The following is a 22,396-nucleotide window of genomic DNA, read 5'->3' as shown; positions in this document are numbered from 1 at the left end:
CAGCGCAGCGATACGCAGTATCGCCCGCTCCACCGCGAGCACGCGGGGCCCGCGCGGCAGCGCAGTCGAAGAACGTGGCTCAGAGGACGTATCGGACGGTTCGCCGCAAGGCAAACCGACCGATCCATCCCCAAATCAAAAGAGCAGTACGGAACTGCCCTCACGCCGGGCGGGCGGTGCCGCGGGCACTCCGAATGAGGGGAATGCCGAGGCGGCTATTCCCGGAATCAACCCTCAGCGTACGGAACAGGCGGCACGGGTTGCCACGTCGGGATACACGGCCGATATGGGGCCGTTCCTCGCTGCCATGAATAGCCAAATGACGGACCCGCAACCCTATGCCGACCAACTGAAACAGATCGATGCCCTGCTCCCCCAGGCAATCGAAGAGTATCGGCGAACGGGACGGAATCCGCTGGCCGACATCGTGCTGGCCGGGATGAAGCCAAAACGCAACGAGGACGAGGAAGAACGGCTGCGACAAAATGCCAAACTGCTGGCTCTGAACAACGTGCTGTCGCTGATCGGTCGGGGAATCGCTGCTTCGGGCGGTGTACGCCCCGGCCCCATCGACAACAAACCCATATACGACATCCAAAATCGGCTCCAGAGACTGGACGACATCTATCGACAGGAGGGGGAACGATATGACCAAAACAGATTGCTGGCGGCACTCCGCAAAGACCAGGCAAACGCTCAGGCGGCACAAAACACGGTGGCGGAACTCCAGAACCGTCGACAGGCCTATGCGGACCTGTACGCGGATGCTGTCAAAAACAACCGCGAGATCGCCGGCAAAATGGCGGACAAAGCACTCGAAGCCTCGAAGTATCAAACGGAGGTGGCTTTCAAAGAGGCAGCACAACGCGAGGCCCAACAGCATAACCGGGCCATCGAAGGGTTGCAATGGGCAAGACTGCAAAAGGAGATGGAGGACGGCACTCCTGTTATCATAGATCGAACCACACGACAGCCGGTTAAACTGACCCGAGAGAAACGGGCGATGCTCGACATGATGGTGGGTTACCTCGTCGACGGGCGCACGCGAGATACCAAGAGCGGAGGCCTGTCCATCACATCGGGCGGGGTCAATTATTCTCCGGGAGGCTACGCGGGACGGAAACCGAAGGTGCTCAATAATATGCTCACGGATGAACAGTGGATTGCGCTGGACAAATACACGAAGGACGGTACCATGAATCCTACGGCGAGCGCAGCCTATTCGAAAATCGCAGGCGCATATTCCAAAGCCCTAAACGGCGACATGAGTGACTTCGGGGTCCCCGACCTGCCCAAGCGACCGAAGATGACCCCGACGAATCCCGAAAACAAAAAAGAGGTTGACCAGGTCAATAAGAGCGTCCAAAAGTTCCTTGATGAGGCAGCCTACACGGTACGCGGACAAATAGAAGTGGCCGAGCTACTCGGAGGGGGCATCCCTACGATCGAGGACATCAAACGGACCAACGCGAATATGGATACCAAACTCACGGACAAGGAGTGGGAAACGGTGTACGGAGAGGCGCTGGATGATTTTCTAATGAACAAAACGGGTCGAGATGAGTAACCGGAACAGATTGAATATGGTGGCCCTGCTGGGGCTGGACGGCGGTGCTGCGGCGCCTGCCGAGGGAGTGTACGGCAATGGAAATGCCCTGCCGGGAGCGCAGGGTGCGGCGGCGAATGGCGGCTCCGTCGCTTCGGACGGTAATGTGCAGAGGGGGTCGTTGGAACCGTATGCCGGGACGGACAGAAACCGGCTGAATGTGGCAGCCTTGCTGGGATACGGCTCGGGAGAAGAAAGACACAAAGACCGTTCGGGAAAAAACAACCGCGTCGATATGGCGGCTCTGCTGGGATACCATTCCGGGACCCCGTCGACGACTCAGAAAACAGAGGGGACGGTGGCGGCTCCACAGCGGGACTTCACGGCCTCCGTACCGGAAGGTACACCCATGGTGCAGACCGACGCGGGAGACATCATTCCTGCCGAAGGGACTTACGATTGGGAGGCTGACTGGCAGGCGCAGCAGCTCCAACAGATAGAGGCGGAGAATGCTGCGCATCAGCAGTTTCGCGACGAGTTTCTGAAAGGGTGGCATAGCGACGACAAGAACCCGAAGCAACGGAAACTGACCGAGGCGGAGCAGATGGATTTTGCGCAGAACCTAATGCAATCCCCCACCTCGTCGGTAAAGCAGTTGGGCATGGAACTGCAACAACGGCAATCGCGCCGGGAACAACAGGAAAACGACCTGGTTCGGCAGTGGGCCGAGCAAAACCCCGAAGAGGCCGAGAATGCCGTCCGGGACTATCAGGCCGAACAAATACTGGGAGACCGTATTAGCAAATGGATAAATGACGACTCGCCGGAAAACTTACGGGCTGTGACCGAAGCGATGGCCTCTCCTGCCGGGCAGCGGGCATGGGCAAACCGCCGCTCTACCGCCGCGGACATCGAACAGGCCCGGAACGAGAACAACGCAGCCTTCGCTCGCGAACAGCAAGAGCGACTCTCGGGCAATGCCATCGGGCAGTTGCCCGGAGGAGAAAGTCACTACCGCCGGGCCAATACCCTGCTGGATTACGCACAGTATGCCAATGAGTCGGTCGGAGCGCTGGAACAGGCCATTGCCGATGCGCAGAACGGAAGTTCGGGAAAAACAGCCGCGGGCCGTTTCCTGCACGGACTAATGCCCCGCTCGGCGGATAACGTGGACATGTTCCGAGAATCGGGAGTGTTGGGCTACGTGGCCGATATTGCTGAGAAACTCTCACAGGGCAGGACAATTAGCGATCCCGAAAAGGCGTTGATGGGGGCCTATATCGTATACAGCAACGCGCAGGCTGACTTGGAAAGCCTCGGCGGAGCCACCGGATGGGAAAAGACGGGGGCGTTCGTCAGCGACAATGCACCGTTTATGCTAGAGATGGCGACGACTGGATTTTTCGGAGCTCCGGCGGCAGCTGCGGCACGAGGACTGATCCGCCGTGGCGTAGCTCGTGGGATAAAGAACGCGGCGCAAAAAGGCATCCGCGGAGCGGTCGGCAAGACGCTGCGCAACCGTGTGGGACGATATGTCGCCAAACAGGGGGCAAACCTCGTAGGGGCGATGGCCGAAGGAGCGGTAACCTCGCCGCTATCAACCGTCACGGCGCGTGACTATGCCGACCGGACTGTCGGCGAGTATGATGTACGTATGAATAGGGACGGAAGCATTGAGGCCGAGCACGCACGTCCTACCTCCGAGCTGGAACGGCGCTACAAGAGTTTGGTTACGGGCACGACCGAGCGAGGATCGGAGGCGTGGGGCACGTTCGCCGGAATGGGCCGCCTCTTTCCTCGGGCGTTGCGCGGCACGCGCGTGTATCGCTTCACTGCCCCACTCCGCCGTCTCGCCGAAGCTCCCGCCATGCGGCGGCTCTACCGCTATCTGGGCGACGTTCACCGGTGGGACGGCCTGCCGATGGAGGCGATGGAAGAAGAATTGAACAACGTGCTGCAACCCCTGATGACCGGCGAACCGGAACGGATCCGCGAGAATTTCAGCAGCGAGGCCCAACTGGAGATGCTGCTGGGGCTTCTCTCCATGAGTACGGTGTTCCAGAGCGTGGGAATGGGGATGACCGCATACGACCACGTTCAATCCCGTCGACGTTCGACCGAGCTGCTCGGACACATCCAAAACCCTGACATCAGACAGCAGGTGTCACAGGCCATGGGACACTTCACCCAACAACAGCAGGCGAAGGCGATTTCGAATATCGACTGGGACAATGCCTCGCTGCACGATATGGCCGCCACGACGGATTACATCATGCACCGCACGCAGGGCCGGGTCGCACAGGAGATGCAACGGGCCATGCAGGAACAGCAGGAGGCGAAGAAGGCGACGTTACAATTCGAGCTGTTCAAAAACAGGAATACCGGGCAGCTCGAAGAGGTGTTCGACACCCAGGGAAACCGATTCTACTTACTGGGCGGATCGATCGAACGCAGCGGCGAGGAAACGGCCGACGGGACGGTGTTTGTTGTCGATCCGAAAACAGGAGTGCTATCCCAGAAAAGCATCGATGAACTGAAACGGGGAAAAACAAGTTCCTACGAAGCGTACGAACAGGAGGAGTTGGAAAGGATTCGAAAGGTGTCTCAGGCACAGGCCGAGGCGGAGGCCGTGGAAGAGATCATGCAGGAGGCGGACGCCACCCATTCGGACCCGATGCCGATGATTGCGGATTACAAGGGTATCGACCTCTCGACGCTCTCCGGGAAAACGGTCACTCTGCGTGACGGATCGACGGCCTTCGTGAACAGCGTCACGGCCAATGGAAATGACTTTACGGAGATCGACATCGTACCGCTCGATCCGACCACCGGCATGACCCGAACGGGCGAGAACGGGGAAGAGATACATCGTCTGCTGAACGTGGCGGACGTGACGGCGGTGGACGGCGTGCCCGTGGGACCCGAAACCGTTGCTGTGCAGACGACGTCATCCGAGGGCGAAGGGGTGGCATCTCAGACGCCTGAATTGCAGAATGGACAGCAGGGAACGCTCGACGACGGAGAGCAGACTAACATCGATCCCGCACAAGGGGGTGCTATCGACGGAATGTCGGTAGGAACTCAAAACGCCGGCACGCCCCCAGTACAGACACAAACCGCACAACTTACCACACAGCAGACTGCAGCAAATACGGTAGAAAGAGACGAAAACAATCTTCCGTTCGTTAAAGCCTCTGACGGAACAACCGTATTCGGCGGAATCCGGAAAGAGAGCGGATTGCCTTCGGCACCTATCAAATTGAGCGAAGGTTTCCAAGATGAGAACGGAAAAGGGTACGGACTTGCGCATATCGAAGCCAATCATGGACAACAGATACGTAATGCTGGATTTTCTTCGGTAGTGGATTTTGTGTCGTTTGTCGCCACGAATTACGACGAGGACAATATTCGTGTCGGGAAACGCAGGTATGACGGTAGTACGACCTATTTATTGCAGGTTACCGACACCCATGACAATACGCTGTTTATTGAATTGTCGAAAGACGGATCGTATTGGAATGTGAATAGTGCGGGGATTTTCCGCAAAGGATATTCAAACAAAAAAGAAACGGTCGTCAAGACCGAACCTCGACAACCGAATAATGCCGTTTCGACTGGCTCTTCGCTTTCTGAAGCCGGGCATGAGGGCATTACGTCTTCAGAACCCAACGGTAAGCCAACCGTTTCCAATATCAAAGATACAAATTCCGTACCGTCGGAGCAAGAAATACCCCGGGAAAAAGACGGAACGCCGGTAGGAACTCAAAACGCCGGCATGGAGAATGCGGCTATAGGCCCTATGGGGCAGGTCGGCGCCGAAAATCCCGGCATGAATCCGGAGCTGGGTAATACTACTACATCCGGGGTGCATACTGTATCCGACCCGCGCATCGGCCGATCGCTGACCCCCGAAGAGGCCGACGATCTGATTCGGGAAATGCAGAATGGTGCGCAACCTGCGCCGGAACTGGAACTGACTCCAGAAAACTGGATGGCGGAGTTCGGAGAAAACGGAATAATAAATACTCCTATAGGCGACGTAAAGCAGGGCGAGAACCAATATCTGAAACTTGCACAACAAGGCAGAAATGGCAAACTCGGCATGGTCAAGCCTACTCTTGAAAGTCCTGCGATCATTTTGGAAGACGCACGACCGGCAAAAGATGGTAAATCCGAGCGAGACACATCGTATGTATTTGTTAAACCGTTTGCAAAACAAGATGGTTCGCGTTATTACTACTTTACGTCTGTCACAGTAAGTAAAAATGGCAGAGAGGTTGTAATATCTTCACAGGAACGCTCTGAAAACAGAATATCCAAGCTACTGCAACAAAGCAATGTAGCTTGGATAGATTCTGCGTTCAGCTTGTATCCGACAGCACAAGTCGAGGGGTCAGTCCCTCTTAACGATTCGAACAGACCTACTGCAACTGACAATCAGCCTGCCTTGCTCGGTGTCAATTCGTCTGAACTTTCTGTAAACAAAGATATAAATTCCGTACCGTCGGAGCAAGAGATACCTCGGAAAAAAGATGGGAAACCGGACTATGGCTCCATGGAACCCCATGCGATGTTCCGGGCTATTGCAGAAGATTTCGGCGAAGACGTGGCACGGGAGCAGGTCGCACAACAAATCAGTATCTACGAAGGCAAAATCAAAAAACTCTCGAACAGTCGCTCCGAAAATATCAATACCCGGCTCGAAAACCTGACCAAAATTAAAGAGCTGCAGGAAAAGGTCAACGCACTGCGCGAGGCTACCGGCATCTTTGAAGAGGAAACCACCGAAACTGCGCCCAAGACAAAGACTGAGTACGGAAGACGAGCAACGTTGCGCGAACAGTCCAGGGGACTGGGCGACTACCTCTCCGTGGAGGATAAAATCCTCCGAGACATAGCCGAAGGGTTAAAGTTCAGATGGAGCGACAACGGAGCACAACGAGGATTAGGTACCGAGCTGGGATTCTCGGATAGCCCGGCAGAACGAAAGGCACGATTCAACATCCTGTCGAATGACGGAACCACCGTGGACCGTTATGCCGAATCGCTCGAACATGACATGGACCGCGGAGTTATTCCGATGGCCATGGATGCCGATATGCGCAGCGCGATACTGGACGTGTTGAGTCGTGTGCGGTCTAACCGGGAGGCTTTCGATGCGGCAATGGCTTTGCGTGAAGACGATCCGCGTAGCTCCATGACCGAAGAAGAGGCCCGACTGCAAGCCGAGTACAATGCCTCACGAGCCAGTGTTGTTCCGGAGGTGCAGCAGGAAGAGACCAAACCTGTTGAAAACACGACGGAGCAGGTCGAATCGCCAGCGGAACAAGAGGCCGGGATGGATGCGCAAGTGCCCGATTTCCCCTTCCGCCGTTCTGAAGCGGAAGGAGAGGCTATCGGGCTGGACTTCTCGCCCGAACACCGGCAGGCCGTCGAAGAGATGGTCGAGGAGCTGAACCAAGAACTCGGTGAAAACGTGGTTGTATTTGCCGAGCTGGAGGAACTTCCCGAAAAGGTACGGGACGACGTCCGAAAAGCTATGGAGGATGGATATATGGTGCAGGGGCTTACGTTCAACCATGTATGCTACCTGTATGCGCCGGCGATCACGGACAAACAAACGGCCGATTACGTCTATACACACGAATTGGCCGGACACAAAAATGTGGAAGCGGCATTCTCGGACAGAACGTCTTTTGCTGCGTTCTGCGATCGGCTGGTGGATGACATCGGGGTGAGTGAGATGGCGGAAAATATTGACGACACAGGATTCATGGATTGCGTGAATGCCTATTTCGCAAATCCAGACGCCAGAAACAAGTATGCGCTGGGGCGTGAATACATCGCTTACCTGACTGAAAACAGCAATGCCGGCGATTTGTACGAGGCGGATTACGAAGGTGATTTTTCGTTACCTTCGTATCGGGAGTTCATCACAACTGACACCTTAAACGATTTAATCCATTATGCAAACAGCAGACAAGGACGAGGCGTTTCTCAAGGCCAAGGCCGAATGGGAGAACAAACTGAAACAGAAACCGGTTATCGGAGAGCAGACGGGACTGCGGGGTTGGGTACATCGAACGCTGACCGTCTATCCGGAGGAGGTCAAACGGCAGATAGCGGCAGGAGCAGACCCGATGGAGTTCCTGGGTCAGGAACTGACCATGCACTGCCGAATGCCGCTGGTAACATACCTGGAAGAGCGTCGGCTGATGAGGGAGGGAATGGATCCGTCGGAAGCAGAGGAACAGGCGCGGAAGAACATCAAGGATCAGTATCCGGGCAAGACGACACAGGAGTTGATCGAGATCAGCCGGGAACTCTACCGGCAGGGGAAACTGTAACCCAAGACGACGGACCGGCGACCAGAAATGATGACATCCGGTTCCGCAGAACCCAGCAGCCGCAAGAGGAAACTGCCTCGCTGATTGCGGTGCACAATACTACTGAAGACCAGCTGAAAAAGTCGCTGGAACTCGGCGGATTCCCCATGCCGAGCATCGCCATCACCCATGCAGAGATGGGACATACGGAGTTTGGGGAAATATCCCTGCTCTTCGACCGCACGAGCATAGATCCCGTAAATAGGCAGAACAAAGTGTACGGCGGTGACGCATGGACGCCTACGTTCCCAAGTGTAGGCTATAAGTTGAACGAGGATAAAACGAGTGCTATTTATCATCGGGCCAACAAGGTTAAAAATCTACCGCTGTTTAACCCCGTGACGTTCCATCCGGACAACTACGAGCGCCATGTCAACGGGCTCGACACGGGAGGTCTTGTAGAGCATTTCAAAGACAATTACGACGCGAAACAGTTCTACCTGGCAGAAAACGGGAATGCTATAACAGAATACGAACAGCACGAAGTCGAGAAATACCCGGCCGACAAAATCCCCATCTATGAAGATGTGTTAAAGAGAATCGGCGTCGAAAGAATTGTGAACGGCGATATTGACTCCGTGAGGGATGAGGTAAGGGAGATTCTTGAGCAGCACGGCGTCGGCCTGTCTCAAATGAAGCCGAACGTTGTTGGAGTTCGCGTAAACAACACGATCAAAGCGGCTCTCGATTATGCAGAAAACGGGAATAAGAAAACGGAAATTGACGTTGAGGCGACCAAACAGAAAATCGATGAAAGGATAGACCAGCAGCGATTCGAAGCGTGGTTGCACGAGCTGTTCAATGGCGTTGTGGAGAAAAAAGGTATTCGGAACGACCGGGATGCCTTCACTCCTTCCGGCAATAGTCGGAAATGGGAGGCTCTTTATGACGAAGTGACGCTCGACAATATTGTCAAGGCTATGCAGCGTCAGGCAGCACGCGGCGGTCAGGGGCTGTTCGGCGGAAGCATTTTCGGGGCTTCACAAAAGGAATACCCGTCGATAGATGAGATTCGCGAGGAGGCGAAAAGGGTCATCAAAAACATCAGCAATGATGAGATCGAGGCTCAGAAAAATGCCATTACCGACCGTCTTTCCGATGTGAAAATTCCGGGTGTCGGCAGCAGCTTTTCCGATACGATGGACATGGCGGAGAATATCAAGGATGCCGTTGCGCGATCGCACACCGCCAAAGGTATTTACCGATACTTGAAAGAGTTTTATTCGGGAATGACGATGGAGGTGGCCGAAGAGATTGCGGACATCGTTCGGGACATTCAACAGATGAGTTCGCGATATTTTGAGGCCAAACCGCAGCGGGCTGTAGGCTTCGACGAGGTGCGGTTGGCTGTTGTTCCCGTCGATACCGATGCAGAACTGATCCGGCAGTTGGAACGACGTGGCATTGCTGTGCGGACTTACGAGAGAGGAAATGAGGAACAACGCCGGGAAATTGTGGCGAATGCTACGGAGGAACTTAACATCCGGTTCCGCAGAGCAGAGTCCGCTACCCTCTCGCCCGAAGAGATCAACGAACGGTTTAACGAGGAGCTGAAACAGCAGATCGACGGAACCCTGCCTGAAGGACATGTGTATCGATTGGGAATGCCGAGCGAGGCACTGCGCTCTGCCGGCGTGCCGGAGCTACCCATTGAACTGAGCGCATCGAGACTGGCAGAAAAGGCCAGTCCCGAATATTCGAGCAACCATCCGTTCGCGCTGGATGAGGTGGAAAACCTGCCGCAGGCATTGCAAAACCCCATCGCGGTGTTCGATAGCAAAACCAGACTGGACAGCAAAGTGATTCTTACGGAGTTGCAGAGCAAAGGACATAATTTCGTAGCAATTCTTCGTGTACAAAAGAAAGGACCAGGGTGGACGGAGATAGAAATTAATGACATTCGAAGTCTCTATCCCAAAGACCGGGTTGGCGGAATTATCGATTGGATCAATAACGGGTTACTCCGGTGGGTGGATAAAGGAAAAGCCGCCGATTTTCTCTTGGTTCAAGGGCCCAATTACCTTGGAAACGGAGAAAATACCGGCGGCGATGCCGCTGAACGGTTGACTCAACAGCGGTCCAATTCCGCTGACGTGGACAAACTGGTTCACGGTTTAGAGGTTGCAACAAATATACTCGAAAATTTTGAGAATCCGACACGGTTGGATGGCGAAAAAGTTGCGGCGGCAGAGGAAATGGCCGCAGAACTCGGCGTTCCGGTGCGCATCGTCCGCGACCGAAGTGAAATCGGGGATACGGAAAGCATGGCTCGCGACAAGCGGGGGTCTGAAGGCTGGCACGACCGCAGAAGCGGCGAGATCGCCGTGGTGCTGCCCAACTGTCGGGATGCGGCCGAAGTACAGAAAACCATTCTCCACGAAGCCGTCGGCCACTACGGAATCCCCGAACTTCTGGGACGGGAACGCGCGGACGAATTCTACCGACGTGTGTTCCGCTCGCTGGACGACGCGACGCAGGCCCGGTTGCTGGCGGAGCACGGCTCCGAAACCGTGGCCGGAGACGAGTACCTGGCCGAGATGGCCGAAGGAGACGTCACGCCGAGCGTATGGAAACGGATCATGGCCGCTATCCGGGGCTTCTTCCGCGACGTGCTGGGCATCGATCTGAAGGTGACGGATGCCGAGATGCGGTATATCCTCTGGCGAAGCAAAAACAACCTCGCGCGGGCTCGGACGGTCAGCGAAGCGATGGACACGATCGCTCAGGACATCCGCATGCGTGCACAGACCGAACGGGAGGCCGCTCGCGAACGTAAGGCGCAGCAGCTTGAAAAACTCCGCGCCAGCGAGCCGATACAAATAACCGGAGAAGAAATCAAGCCATCCGAAGATCTGAAACAGTATAAGAAGAATGCCCTGGAGTATGGCAAGACGCTGCGTGGTGAGTATGTGAATCAGGATAGCGGCGAACGTATAAGCCTGTTTGCTGGTGGTAAAAACGGCGGTATCAAAGAGGTTCTCCAACACGACTATAAGGACCCGGAGCATTTACAATCTGTTGCAGCTATTCCGCAAATTATCGAAAACTCAATCTTGATTGATTCAGAACAGAATCAAGACCGGAGAGTAAACCCTGACGTAAAACAATACGACTATTATGTGGTTGGGCTCAAAATCGGAGATACAGACTACACTGTAAAAGCAGTCGTGGCGCAGGATGATAACGGGAATCGATATTACGACCACAAACTGACCCAAATAGAAAAGGGAACCTTGATAGACGATCTGTACAGATTATCGAACTCTGTAACCGAAAATCAAGATTCCCCAATGGGATTTTCCGCGTCGTCTGGCTTGTCTTCAATGGTCGGAGCGGGAGAGGCGGAGCCTAACATCCGGCGACCGGAAACGGGGAATCGACTGCAAAGCATCTCTCCTATTCCCGATACCAAAGATAAGCGTTTGCCATCAATTTTGCAACCCGCCCTGACTGAAATAGAGAAAGGCGACCTTATCGATCAAAGGGACTTGGTAAAAGCTCAAGTGTATGATGATAAAGCCGCCAATGCGGTAACGGGAACTCCCGTTGCTACTGTCAAAGATAAGCGATTGTTGCAGATTTTGCAACCGGAACCGCTGAAATATCAACAGAAAAGCGCAAAAAACGCACAGCAGGAGCCGCAAACCCCGATGCAGTATGTCGATCGGGTGGCCGAAGAGATGGCTGCGCGCGACGCGGAAGAGGTGCGCTTTCGCCGCAAACAGACCAACCCCAACGATCCGCAACTCACGGCAAAACGCAACTTCGGCTCTGCCGCAGCGCGACGCCTTCAGGACGACACGCTGCCGGTGCGCCAGTTGCAGGACTATGTCCGCAAACACGGCGGACAGACGGGCATAGAGACCGACGCCCATTCGGCAATGAACCGGGCCACGGGTATCGCGACGGCAAAGATGCAGCGGTACAACGAAACGATCTTCCGCCGCATGGACAGGGCCATAGACGCACTCCGCGGCGAGCGGGGCAAACGCTTCATGCCGGGGGTGACGCGAGCCGTAAACGCCGCACGGCGAGCCATGGGCAGCGAGGCCGAGATGAGGGAGACCCTCACTGTGGAGCAGATTGACGCCTATGCGGCTGCCAAGGCTTCGATCGAACGTCATGCGTCTGGCGTGACGGCATACAGCGAGAACCCGCTCGACCCGTGGAACCGGGAACGGGTGTTCCAAATCGTGCGGGACTTCGAGGATGAGTTCTCGCAAGAGGCTGTGGAGGAACTGTGGGAGAGTATACGCGCCATAAGCCGCGAGCAGCGCCGCGTGGCTCTGGAGAGTGGCCTGATCTCGGCGCAGCAATACCGTGAGATGGAAAACCGGGGTTGGAAATATTATGTCCCTTTGCAGGGCATAGATGCGGAGTTCGAGGGCATCACCTCGCCGGAGGAGCTTTTCGGTAAGGTGATTTCTGCAAACCCGAGTATACGCCGCGGCGTCAGCAATCTGTTCCGACGTGCCATGGGGCGAACTACCAAGGCGGAAAACGTGCTGGCGACGCTCCGGGCCAACCTGGCGGCGACGGTGATCACGGGCGAACGAAACAAAGCCCGACTGTTCCTGCTGCGCCTTGTGGAACAGAACCCGGAGTTGCAGGGAGACACCCGCGCGGCTCTGGGAGCCGACCGGCAGGAGAGCAGGGAAAACCGGGCCGCCGAACTCGAAAAGGTCAACGACGCTTTCAACCAAAAACTGCAATCTCTGACTGAGGAGAACGCGGACAAAACCGTGCTGTGGCTGGGCGTGCCGTCGCCCGCGCTGCAATCGGCAGGGGTCGGTGACCGGCCGATGAAGCTCCACGGGAACAAAGTGATCAAGAAGATGAAGAAGCACGGGTTCAAGCTTGAGGAGTTGAGAGACCTTCCGCGGGCCGTGGCCGATCCGATAGCGGTGTTCAACAACAAAAACCGGGACGGGAACCGGTCGATACTCACGGAACTGAGAACGGATAACGGGAATTTTCTGGTAACGATCGATACCGGGTCGGGGCCGGACGCAAACCTGAATGTCGTCTCTTCCGTATTCGGGAAAGCGGACGAATCGGTGATTAACTGGTTCAATAAAGGATACGCAACGTATGTCAATAAAGAAAAGGCCCTTGCGTTCCTGTACAATCACTCCGCACCGATTGCGGGAAATGCAGCGAACGAAGGGCCAGAAACCGACAGCGGTCTGCGTCCCTCCGCTCCAATTGCGGGAACCTCAGCCGCCGAGGCCGTTGCTTCTGCAACAAAGATAGTCAAAAGTTTCGAGAATCCTCCGCTGCCGGAGCCGCAAAATCGCCGCCGCGGCATCTTCGAAATACAGGAGGAGTGGTACGTGCGCCGTGACCCGGCACGTATGACGGAGGAGGAACGCGAGGCGGGACTCTGGTACGACCGGGTGCGGCAGGCTCCCTCCCGCGAGGAGATTGAGGCGTCGAACGCAGCCCGCGCCGAGCACGCCCGGATCGTCAAGGAGCTGGAGCAGGCCGAGCGCGACTGCGACAGGGAGGCATCGAAGGTCGAGAAGCGGGACGCCGACAAGCTGGAGGCCCTGCTGGAGCGTCGCCGCGAACTCTCGGAGGCAGCACAGGCCGCTTTCGAGCGCATCACGGCGGTACGCACGATGCCCCGCGGGGCGCGTTACGCCGGAGAATCGAAGATGGCCGACCGGGCGCACGAGGTGGTGGTATTCCGCCACGGGGCACGAACCGTGATCCGCCTCTCCGATCCCCTGGTAGCACAGGCGGTAACCCACGCCGGGCAAGAGCTGATTGAGGGGGCGCTGGCCAACGCCGTGGAGTGGACGCGCCGTTGGACGCGGCGTGTCGGGGCGCTGAGCACGCAGTGGAACCCGGCGTTCTTCATCCCGAACAACCTGCGCGACATGGTCTGGGCGGGCATCTACAACGCAGTGGACAGCGAGGGGAACTTCCGGGGGTTCGTGCGCAACGTGCACCACTCCTACGCGGCCATTGCCCGTGCCGGGTCGGGACATGCCCATCCGCTGACGCTCAACGAACGGGCGGAGGTGAACATCTATTCGCCAGAGGGTTTCACCCGGGCGGTGGAACGGTTCGGCTACAAGCGGGTGATGGACTCGCTCTACGACGACTTCCGGATGGAGGGCGGCCTAACGGGCTACTCCTACATGCAAGAGCCGCGCGACATTGCGGCGAAAATGGAGAGAGACACCAACCGGATGGGCACGGTGCGCGAAGCCGCGGCACACAAGTTGGCCAAAGGGTTCCAGCTCATTGGCGACCTTACGGAGGTCTCGACTCGTTTCGCCACCTTCCTCTCGCAGGTGCAGGCCGGACGCGACGTGCGCGTGGCGGTGAATTACGCCCGAAACATCACGGTGAACTTCAACACGCGCGGTGAGTGGGGACGGGGACTGAACTCGCTGTTCATGTTCTTCAACGCCTCGGTGCAGGGGGTGGCCAACCTGTACAAACTCGTGAAGCGCAATCCGCGGGCGGGAACGGTGATGATACTCACGGCGGGAGCCATGGGATATATGGCGGCCCTGATGCTGGACTGGGCGCTGGAGGCCCTCTCGGATGGCGACGACGGCGAGGGTACATGGTCGGTGTCGGAATACGAACGCTACACAAACCTGATCATCCCGGGACGGTTGGTGGGACTGGATGACAAGTATTTCAAAATCCCGGTGCCGATGGAACTGAGGCCGTTCTGGATCGCAGGCGTGCTGATCCGCGACGTGACGGCCGGACGCAAGGGGGCGGACGAGGCGATGAAGGAATTCGGCTCGGCGCTGGCGCAGGCGTTCTCGCCGCTGGAGATCAACCCCGACCAGCCGATGCGGGCCGTCACGCCGACGGTCGTCGAGCCGATCGTGGAGATCAACGTGTGGAACACCGACTTCGCGGGGCGGCGAATCAACCGCGTTCCGTTCCCCGGCGAAGTAGTGCCCGACGCGAGCCTCGGCAGCCGCAACGCGCACTTCATAGCCCAATGGGTGTCGCGTAACCTGAACGAGCTTGGCGGCGGCAACGAAAACACCCCGGCGGGATACTATCTGGACGACGAGGGCAACCTGCGGCGGAACTGGGCATTGAGCCTGCTGGACATCAGCCCCTCCACGCTGGAGCATGTGTGGACCTCCTACACGGGAGGCCTCGGTCGCGAACTGACGCGCACGGTGCAGTTCATTGCCGGACCGTCGGAGCAAAGGGAGATACGGGACATTCCGGTGATCAACCGCTTCTTCGGCGAGATGCGTCAGGGCGTCGGCGAGAACAGCATGTACTACGACCTGCGTGACCAGATCGAGACGCGCACAAAGCTGCTGAAAAAAAACTTCAAAGACGGCGAGTTGCCTCCCTACTACGACACGCCGGAGGCGGTACAGGAGGATGTGGAGTGGCTGAACTACATCGGGCCCCAGTTCAAGAAGTCCGACAAGGAGATCAAGGAGGTGATCAATCAGGCGTACACCTACGACGAGGGATCGGAAGAACGTTTCCGACTACTGAACGAAGCGAGCCGTATGCGCGCGGCGTTCGTCCGATACTACGATGACGAGCTGAGGCGGTGGACGCGAAACCGTGACGATTAGGGGGCGGCTCCGGCATAGTCCGGAAAACTCTTATTCGGAGTGGCAGAAAGCATTGCCCCCACATGACACACTACCTAACCCTATTATACCATGCTACTGAAAACTGACAACAAAACCCTTCGCGCCCAGGCGCAGTTCGCGCATCCCCGCTCGGTGAAGGCTACCGTGCGCGAACTCTCCGATAATTTCGACGCGGCTTCCGAAAACTTCGACCTGCTGATGGCATGCCAGAACGACTGGAACCACCTCGAACCGTTCAGACGCGAACGAACCCGAAACCTCCGATACAAAAACGGAGACCAGTGGGGCGATACGGTCACCGACCCCGATACCGGAAAACAGATCCGCGAAGATGTGCTGCTCTCCTCCAAGGGACGGGTGCCGCTCAAACACAACTTCATCCAGCAGTTCGTCCGAAACATCGAAGGACAACTCCTGGCAAACCCCTCCAAAAGTATCGTCTATGCACGCTCGCGAGACGATGCGCAGTTGGGAGATATGCTGACCAATACCCTCCAGGCGTGCCACCAGCTGAACCGAACCTCCCGAATGGATGTCTCGGCCATCGAAGAGCTGCTCATGGGGGGACTCGTCTGCATGAAAACCCGATATGCCTTCTGGTCCACCAAAAACCGGGGCGACGGACGACTGGACCTGGTGGGCGCAAACCGGCTCTTCTTCAACACGGACGTCGAAGACCCCCGACTGTTCGACCTCAGACGCGTGGGCGAAATCCACGACTATACGCCGGACGAGCTGGTCGGTTTCTTCGCCACCACACCGGCTGATGAACAGGTGCTGCGCGACCTCTATGCGGGATGCTACCGCGAAACGGAATCGCTCTATGGGCGGGATGTTTTGCAGGCGGCTGAACCGGGTTCGTTCCTCAGACCCCGCGATCCCTACAAATGCCGGGTGTTCGAGGTGTGGCAGCGGCTGGGACGGTGGGTCACCTATGTCCACGACTATGCGGACGGTACGGAACAGGTCACGGAGCTCCCGCTGAAGGAGGTCGAACGGATCAATGCTGAACGAATCGCGCAGGGAACGGCTCTCGGTCTCGACCCGGACAACGTGGCACTGCTCTATGCGGAACGTCGCTATGAGTACTTCTGGTCGGTGAAGTTCCTCACCCCGAACGGGGTCTGCATCCGCCAGATGGAGTCGCCCTACACCCACGAGGAACACCCCTACTCGTTCGGCGTGCTGCCGATGGTGGACGGTACGATCCGCGGGGCGCTGTGCGACCTGATCGATATCCAGCGGTACATCAACCGGCTGATCGTGATGATCGACTTCATCATGGGGGCGAGCGCCAAAGGGGTGCTGATGGTGCCGGAGGATGCCATCCCGGAGGGAATGACGGTGGATGACTTCGCGGCGGAGTGGGTCAAGGGAAACGGGGTGATCGTCTTCCGCCCGACACGTACCGGTGCCATGCCGCAGCAGATCGCAACGAACGCTACCAATATCGGGGCGTGGGACATGCTCAAACTCGAAATGAACCTGCTCCAGCAGATCGCGGGCATCTCCGGGGCAGTACAGGGACAAACGCCGCGATCGGGGACGCCCAGCTCGCTCTATGCGCAGGAGGCCCAAAACAGCATGCTGAACTACCGGGTGGTGTTCGAGGCGTTCAAGGGGTTCAAGGAGGACCGTGATGAAAAACTGCTCAAGGTGCTGATGCAGTACTATACGGATCGCCGACATGTGGATGTGTCGGGCGATGCTTACACGGAAACGGCGCGCTTCTACGATCCGCAGATGGCTCGCAAGATCGTTGACTTCAACCTGGCGGTGACGCAATCGACAGATACGCCAGTGTTCCGGGCTGCCACGGACGACATGCTGCTGCAGCTATTCCAGGCGGGGGCTATTCCGCTGGAGATGTTTCTGGACAACACGTCGATGCCCTTTGCGGACAAACTGAAAAATGACCTCAAACAACTGAAGGAACAGGCCATGCAGGGACAGGTCGATCCGGCACTGGCCGCACAGGTGGCCGGACAGGCTGCACCTGCTGAAGGTGGCGCCACTGTCCCTTCCGGAACGGAACAACAGTCAGCCGGTGCCGGCGCTGCTGATCCGCGTGCCCTGGCGCTGGCGGGACGGTTTCTGAGGTAAATTCCCGTTTCAAACCCAAAATAAAAACGGAGTCTGACAAAACGTCGGACTCCGCTATCCTTTTTTATAGTGCAGATATCGAGACCTGCCGACATGGGCACTTTTCATTCGTAAATGTAGGTATTATTTAGGACTGCCGTTTTATTCCGTAATATGAGTCAGTTAGTAGACTGTCCTGTCTTTTTGCATTAATTTTAATCATCGGCTTCGATTAGAAACTGATGATTTCATTTTTAGTGACAACTAAAACCAATATCCACGTCTGTCCTCTATGTAAAATTTAATTAAGACGCTAATTCATCTCATTGATAATCAGTGCGTTGGTCATTTTTCACTTTGTGCAATTATCCCTATTTAGGACTAAATCTTATAATATCGAGAAGGTATTCTATTTTGTAATCGTTTTTCAGATATATAAAAATAGAACCATTGCTCATCTTGGCGATATTTTACGAAACCGATGCTATGTAAGAATCTGTAAGCTCTTGTGTTGACTATCAAGCACTGCGTGCGAACCTTAATATGGTGCATCATCAATGTTCGAATTAATTGAATAAACCCAATATAGTAAGTGATTGAAGCCCGGATTGATTGTTCCCATCCACCCCCATGCAATGATACAATTCTTTTCTTAGGATCTTCGAAAAGAATATACACAAAACCTAACGGCTTGTTGGCATTGGCATGATACAGAAAAAAACAAGCGACAACATCACTATAAGATTCGATAAATTCGTTCCATTGTTGATCCGTGTCAATATCCGACGCAATCAAATGCCACGTATCAATAGAAAATTGACTACAAACAGGCTCTTGTTTGCGATAAATTTCCCAACGAATGTTGCCTCCAGATATGGTTAGTGCATGAATCTCCCGAGCAAAAGAATTCACGTTATTTTGCCTTTTTGAGTTGATCCTTGAGCTCTTTTAACTCATTCATGTATCTGCTTAACAAGAATTTGCTATGTTGAATATTGTTTTTATCTTGAGCGCTTTTCTTGGGATTGGCTTTCATTCTTGCTAAATTTCTTTTTTCTAAGATTATTTGATTATTTTTCAGTTCAATCAAGCGAAGGCATTCTGCCTTTGATTTAGGTGCTCCCATAATTTTATTTTAACGTTGATTTCAGGGCTTTCAAATTATCAATCGCGGCTTTTCTTTTTGCGATGTCGAGCTTAAGTGAGGCGATGTGATCTTTATAGCTCTTTATGCAGGACGGTGAGGCTGATTTGCAGGTCTTTATAAGCATCTGTGTGTTTTCAATAGACCGTTTATCTCTTTCGTTTTCAGATTTCAAATTTTCGATCTGCCGAAGACACTCAGCCTTGGTTTTAGGTTGTGTAGATCCCATAGTTTATTGATTTAAGGTTCAGAATACGTTAGGGTATCGCAAAAATGAATCTGCAAGGCGAAGATACAGAATTTTTCTAAAAATATCAACATATCTTTCATTTTTTGAGTTTGATTATTTGGAGATATATAGGCGGATCATGGGTAATGTAATTTTCACATGAATTCTTTATTTATAATTAAAAGAAAAATCATCCTCTAACCAAAGCCAACGATTTAAATTAATGTGAAAAGACAGGACAGTCTACTAACTGACTCATATTACGGAATTAAAAAGCAGTCTCTAAACTCGTATTTTTATATGCTACTTTCTGTGAGGAGCCGAGTGACGGGGCGAGGGGCGGGGCGAGAATCGATATAGGCCGGGACGGGCATCAGCTGTGAGGCCTTCAGGCCGATCGCACGACTCATGTAAATATCATCGTGCTCGCCGTCAACGGCACCGTAACTCCCGTCGGGCTTCACCTCGTAACAGTCGACCTCGTCCAACGCACGACCGTCGCGCTCGATATAACCCTGCTCCCGAAACCGCTTGTTCATCTGGTTCACCAGGTCTGTCTTCGTGGCCACGTTCGTATGAAACCCGTAACGGGCCGGATAACCCTCGCGTATCTTCTGCGGGTCGGTCCGACACCACAGCCGGGGATATTCGTCCTTGATCTCATCCAGTATGGTCAGCGAGTGGTCGCCCTCGTCGCCCTTCACGTCTAACGAATTGGACTCCGGCACCAACATTGCCGAGCAGAAAAAACGGGCAATCTGTACCGCCTTCCAAATGACCAGGTCCTGGTCCAGGTGCCCCCGCCAGGTGCCGATACACTCCTCTACCCCGCCCTCCATCAGAAAATAACGGTCGATCACCGAAATCACCGACCAGTCGGCACCGTCGCTGCGACCGCCGATGTCCACCGATACCACATAACGGTCGCGGATGGGGGTCTCGCGGTCGGGAAGCGCCCACAGCCACAAACTGCCGCCCGGCTGCTCGCGAAACTCCAGCGACGCATCGATCGCTCCGCGACCCGTGCGTGCACCCGCATACAGCTCGCCCACATACAGCGGCGGACGAACCCCGCTGCGCATGCGATTCACATACTCCGGCGCGTGGGCGCGCCGACCCGTGGACTGGAACGCCTCGTCCGGCGTGGTCGGAAACTCGCAACCCATCCGCCAGTCGTCGTAACTCTCCAGCCGTTTCTTTTCCCGATACCATTTGATCCCCTCCAGCGTGGCCCCCAGCTCGAAATAGTAGCGTTCGCGGTCCGTCATCGATGCGATGAATGCGCGTCGCTCGGCATCGTCGCCAAACTCCGAAAAGTACATCTCGATCTCGTACCACGACACGAAGACCGGCACGTAGCCCGATTCGCCCGATACGGCTTTCTGCCACTCCCGGTGGAAATAGTTGCCCACCCCCTTGGCGGTGGACTCCAGAACGATCACGGACCACGGCTCGTTCGGGACGGTGCCGGCGATGGACTGGATCAGGTCCTCGGGCTTCTTGCCCTTGGTCTCTTTCCACAGCCCGACCTCCGACAGGTGGGCCATCATCACGTCGGCCGAACGGATCGAGTCGGGTTGCTGCATAGACCCGATGTAAATCACGCAGTCGCGCCCTTCGATCTGTTTGTTTTTGGTCGAGCCTTCGAACGACCGAAAGCGCACGGGGAGAATCTCCCGCGGATGGTTCTCGGCCATGCGCGAATACATGGCTTTGATGTTGCGCGACTGGTCCTCGACGTCGGCTACGATGGCCGAATGCCAGGCTGTCTTGTGAAAGAGCTGGATCCACGCCATGAAGAGCTGCACGAGGGTCGAACCGCCCCACTGTCGCGCTTTCAGCAGAATCACGCGGATCGGGCGACGGGCATGGAGCAGGTCCAGCAGCACCTTCAGCAGCTTCCGCTGCGGGCGCCGCAACACGAAAGGGACGGTGGTTTTGGTCAGTTTGTCCTGAATGCGGGCGCAGGTGGCGGCCCAGAACTCGAAATCGTACTCGATGCGCAGCCGGAGAATGGCCTGTTCGAGTTTCGAGGCGGGCAAACGGTGGCGGGCGGCAAAGGCGGCCACGCTGCCGCTGTCAAGAATGCTGTGCACGTGGGGCAGTGCGGCCATTGGCTCCGGAATGAGGATATAGCTTTGGTCGTCCCACCACAGTTTCACACGCGGCAGCGGAGAACCCTCGCCGGTAATGGGGTTGTAGTGGCCAAACAGTTGCTCACGCCGTGCGGCGTTGGCGCGCAACACGGCCGGTATGTCGTCAAAGTCGATTGCCACAGTTAGATTCCCTTTCCTGTTGCTCCTGTTCATTGACGATTCGGCAGATGTAGTTGCAATCGTAGCCGAACTCGTCACTCAACAGACAGTAATAATGGTTCTTGTAGATCATCTGGGGAAAGGACGCGAGACGGTCCCGGTCGGCGGCGACCAGCTCTTTATAACGGCTGTATACCTGACGATGGCGGATGCTGGTGGAATAATGGTGTTTCTTGCGGGCGGCCATATGTAAAGATTACATCGATTGATGTAAAGATAGCAAGAATCCGTGTAATCTTTATTGTTCTACAGGCCTGAATCATAGTACTTTCGCCGGTAGCAATCAATCATAAATCGTCATGGAAAAGATGGATAACGAAAAGCGGATACCGCCGGTAGACACCCGTCCGGAGGAACAGCCCGTGCCGGGATGGATGGCACGGATGCAGAAACGTTTCCCGGACCGAGAGTTCCCGGACGCCGAGGCCGCCGAAAAGGAGTTCTACGAGGACTACGACAAAACGATGGACGACTACGGTGCGCTGCGCGAGGATAACGCACGGATGATCAATCTATTGCAGGAGAATCCGGAGTTTGCCCAGGTGTTCGCCCTGATTCGAGACGGGATGCCGCTGCGGGTGGCGCTGGCCCGTGTGATCGATTTTGACGCGGCACGTCCGCAGGAGGGGGATCCCGACTACGAAGACTTCATGCGCGAGGCCGGAGAGTTCAAAAAACGGCAGGCTGAGGTGGCCGAACATCGCAAGCGTATCGAAGAGAACCAGGCCCGGTCGCGTGTGGAGATCGATGACTTCTTCGAGAAAGTAGGTGCCGACGAGGAGGAACAGAATGGGTTTGCAGACTTCCTGCAAGGGCTCTTCGATGATGTGTTCGAGGGCAACATGGGTAAAGTCGTACTCGGCAAACTGTGGCAGGCCTACAAATACAACGAGGACATGGAGGCGGCGCACGCTGCCGGCGAGGTGGCCGGACGCAACGAGACCATCGAGACACGACGCGCCAGAGCCAAAGCCACGGACGGTCTGCCTGATGCGGGCAGCGGCACGGGCGCGCCGGCAAAGCCCCGGCGACGCATCATCGACACGGACAGTTGGGGCAGCCGATAATTCCCCGGGCGCCTCGAAAACACAAACAG

The 22,396-nt window shown here is 55.7% G+C and carries 9 protein-coding genes; 4 read left to right on the top strand and 5 right to left on the bottom strand.

Annotated features, from left to right (window positions below; genetic code table 11):
* Positions 1–307: 307 nt before the first annotated feature.
* The 3 genes from BQ5379_RS02470 (at position 308) to BQ5379_RS02460 (ending at position 17,633) form a co-directional block, all read left to right on the top strand.
* Positions 308–1,567: a hypothetical protein gene (locus BQ5379_RS02470; RefSeq protein ID WP_143039371.1), complete on the top strand. Its 1,260-nt coding sequence runs from the start codon at positions 308–310 to the stop codon at positions 1,565–1,567.
* Positions 1,560–15,509 (top strand): MuF-C-terminal domain-containing protein, encoded by a 13,950-nt coding sequence (locus BQ5379_RS02465; RefSeq protein ID WP_143039370.1) that lies wholly within the window; start codon positions 1,560–1,562, stop codon positions 15,507–15,509. The genes BQ5379_RS02470 and BQ5379_RS02465 overlap by 8 nt, the downstream gene beginning before the upstream one ends.
* A 90-nt stretch (positions 15,510–15,599) precedes the next feature.
* Entirely contained in the window at positions 15,600–17,633 is a 2,034-nt protein-coding gene (locus tag BQ5379_RS02460) for a portal protein (protein WP_071133971.1), read from the top strand.
* A 360-nt stretch (positions 17,634–17,993) separates the two neighbouring features.
* Here the strand turns inward: BQ5379_RS02460 and BQ5379_RS02455 are convergent, their stop codons facing one another.
* The 5 genes from BQ5379_RS02455 to BQ5379_RS11265 all read right to left on the bottom strand — a co-directional run bounded on the left by BQ5379_RS02455 (position 17,994) and on the right by BQ5379_RS11265 (position 21,487).
* On the bottom strand, positions 17,994–18,524 hold the full coding sequence (locus BQ5379_RS02455) for a hypothetical protein (RefSeq protein WP_071133970.1): 531 nt from the start codon (positions 18,522–18,524) through the stop codon (positions 17,994–17,996).
* Between the two features lies 1 nt (position 18,525).
* Positions 18,526–18,738, bottom strand: coding sequence for a hypothetical protein (locus BQ5379_RS11105; RefSeq protein WP_143039369.1), 213 nt, complete (start codon positions 18,736–18,738; stop codon positions 18,526–18,528).
* A gap of 4 nt (positions 18,739–18,742) precedes the next feature.
* Positions 18,743–18,985 (bottom strand): hypothetical protein, encoded by a 243-nt coding sequence (locus BQ5379_RS11100; protein WP_143039368.1) that lies wholly within the window; start codon positions 18,983–18,985, stop codon positions 18,743–18,745.
* A 296-nt stretch (positions 18,986–19,281) separates the two neighbouring features.
* Positions 19,282–21,261: a terminase large subunit gene (locus BQ5379_RS02450; protein WP_143039367.1), complete on the bottom strand. Its 1,980-nt coding sequence runs from the start codon at positions 21,259–21,261 to the stop codon at positions 19,282–19,284.
* A complete protein-coding gene (locus BQ5379_RS11265) occupies positions 21,245–21,487 on the bottom strand; it encodes a hypothetical protein (protein ID WP_205408189.1) in 243 nt (80 codons plus the stop codon). The genes BQ5379_RS02450 and BQ5379_RS11265 overlap by 17 nt, the downstream gene beginning before the upstream one ends.
* A 112-nt stretch (positions 21,488–21,599) precedes the next feature.
* Between BQ5379_RS11265 and BQ5379_RS02440 the strand changes: the two genes are divergently transcribed.
* Entirely contained in the window at positions 21,600–22,367 is a 768-nt protein-coding gene (locus BQ5379_RS02440) for a hypothetical protein (protein ID WP_071133968.1), read from the top strand.
* Positions 22,368–22,396: the final 29 nt, after the last annotated feature.

This window comes from Millionella massiliensis (genome assembly GCF_900104655.1).
GTDB classification, from domain to species: Bacteria; Bacteroidota; Bacteroidia; order Bacteroidales; family Rikenellaceae; genus Rikenella; species Rikenella massiliensis.
The sequence above is the reverse complement of the archived record's forward strand: the minus strand, read 5'-3'. Positions and strand labels throughout refer to the sequence as shown.

Bases quoted from the DNA above. Each gene is read 5' to 3' on its own strand.
- BQ5379_RS02470 (WP_143039371.1), top strand. From the start codon at position 308: ATGAATAGCCAAATGACGGACCCGCAACCCTATGCCGACCAACTGAAA.
- BQ5379_RS02465 (WP_143039370.1), top strand. From the start codon at position 1,560: ATGAGTAACCGGAACAGATTGAATATGGTGGCCCTGCTGGGGCTGGAC.
- BQ5379_RS02460 (WP_071133971.1), top strand. From the start codon at position 15,600: ATGCTACTGAAAACTGACAACAAAACCCTTCGCGCCCAGGCGCAGTTC.
- BQ5379_RS11105 (WP_143039369.1), bottom strand. From the start codon at position 18,738: ATGGGAGCACCTAAATCAAAGGCAGAATGCCTTCGCTTGATTGAACTG.
- BQ5379_RS11100 (WP_143039368.1), bottom strand. From the start codon at position 18,985: ATGGGATCTACACAACCTAAAACCAAGGCTGAGTGTCTTCGGCAGATC.
- BQ5379_RS11265 (WP_205408189.1), bottom strand. From the start codon at position 21,487: ATGGCCGCCCGCAAGAAACACCATTATTCCACCAGCATCCGCCATCGT.
- BQ5379_RS02440 (WP_071133968.1), top strand. From the start codon at position 21,600: ATGGAAAAGATGGATAACGAAAAGCGGATACCGCCGGTAGACACCCGT.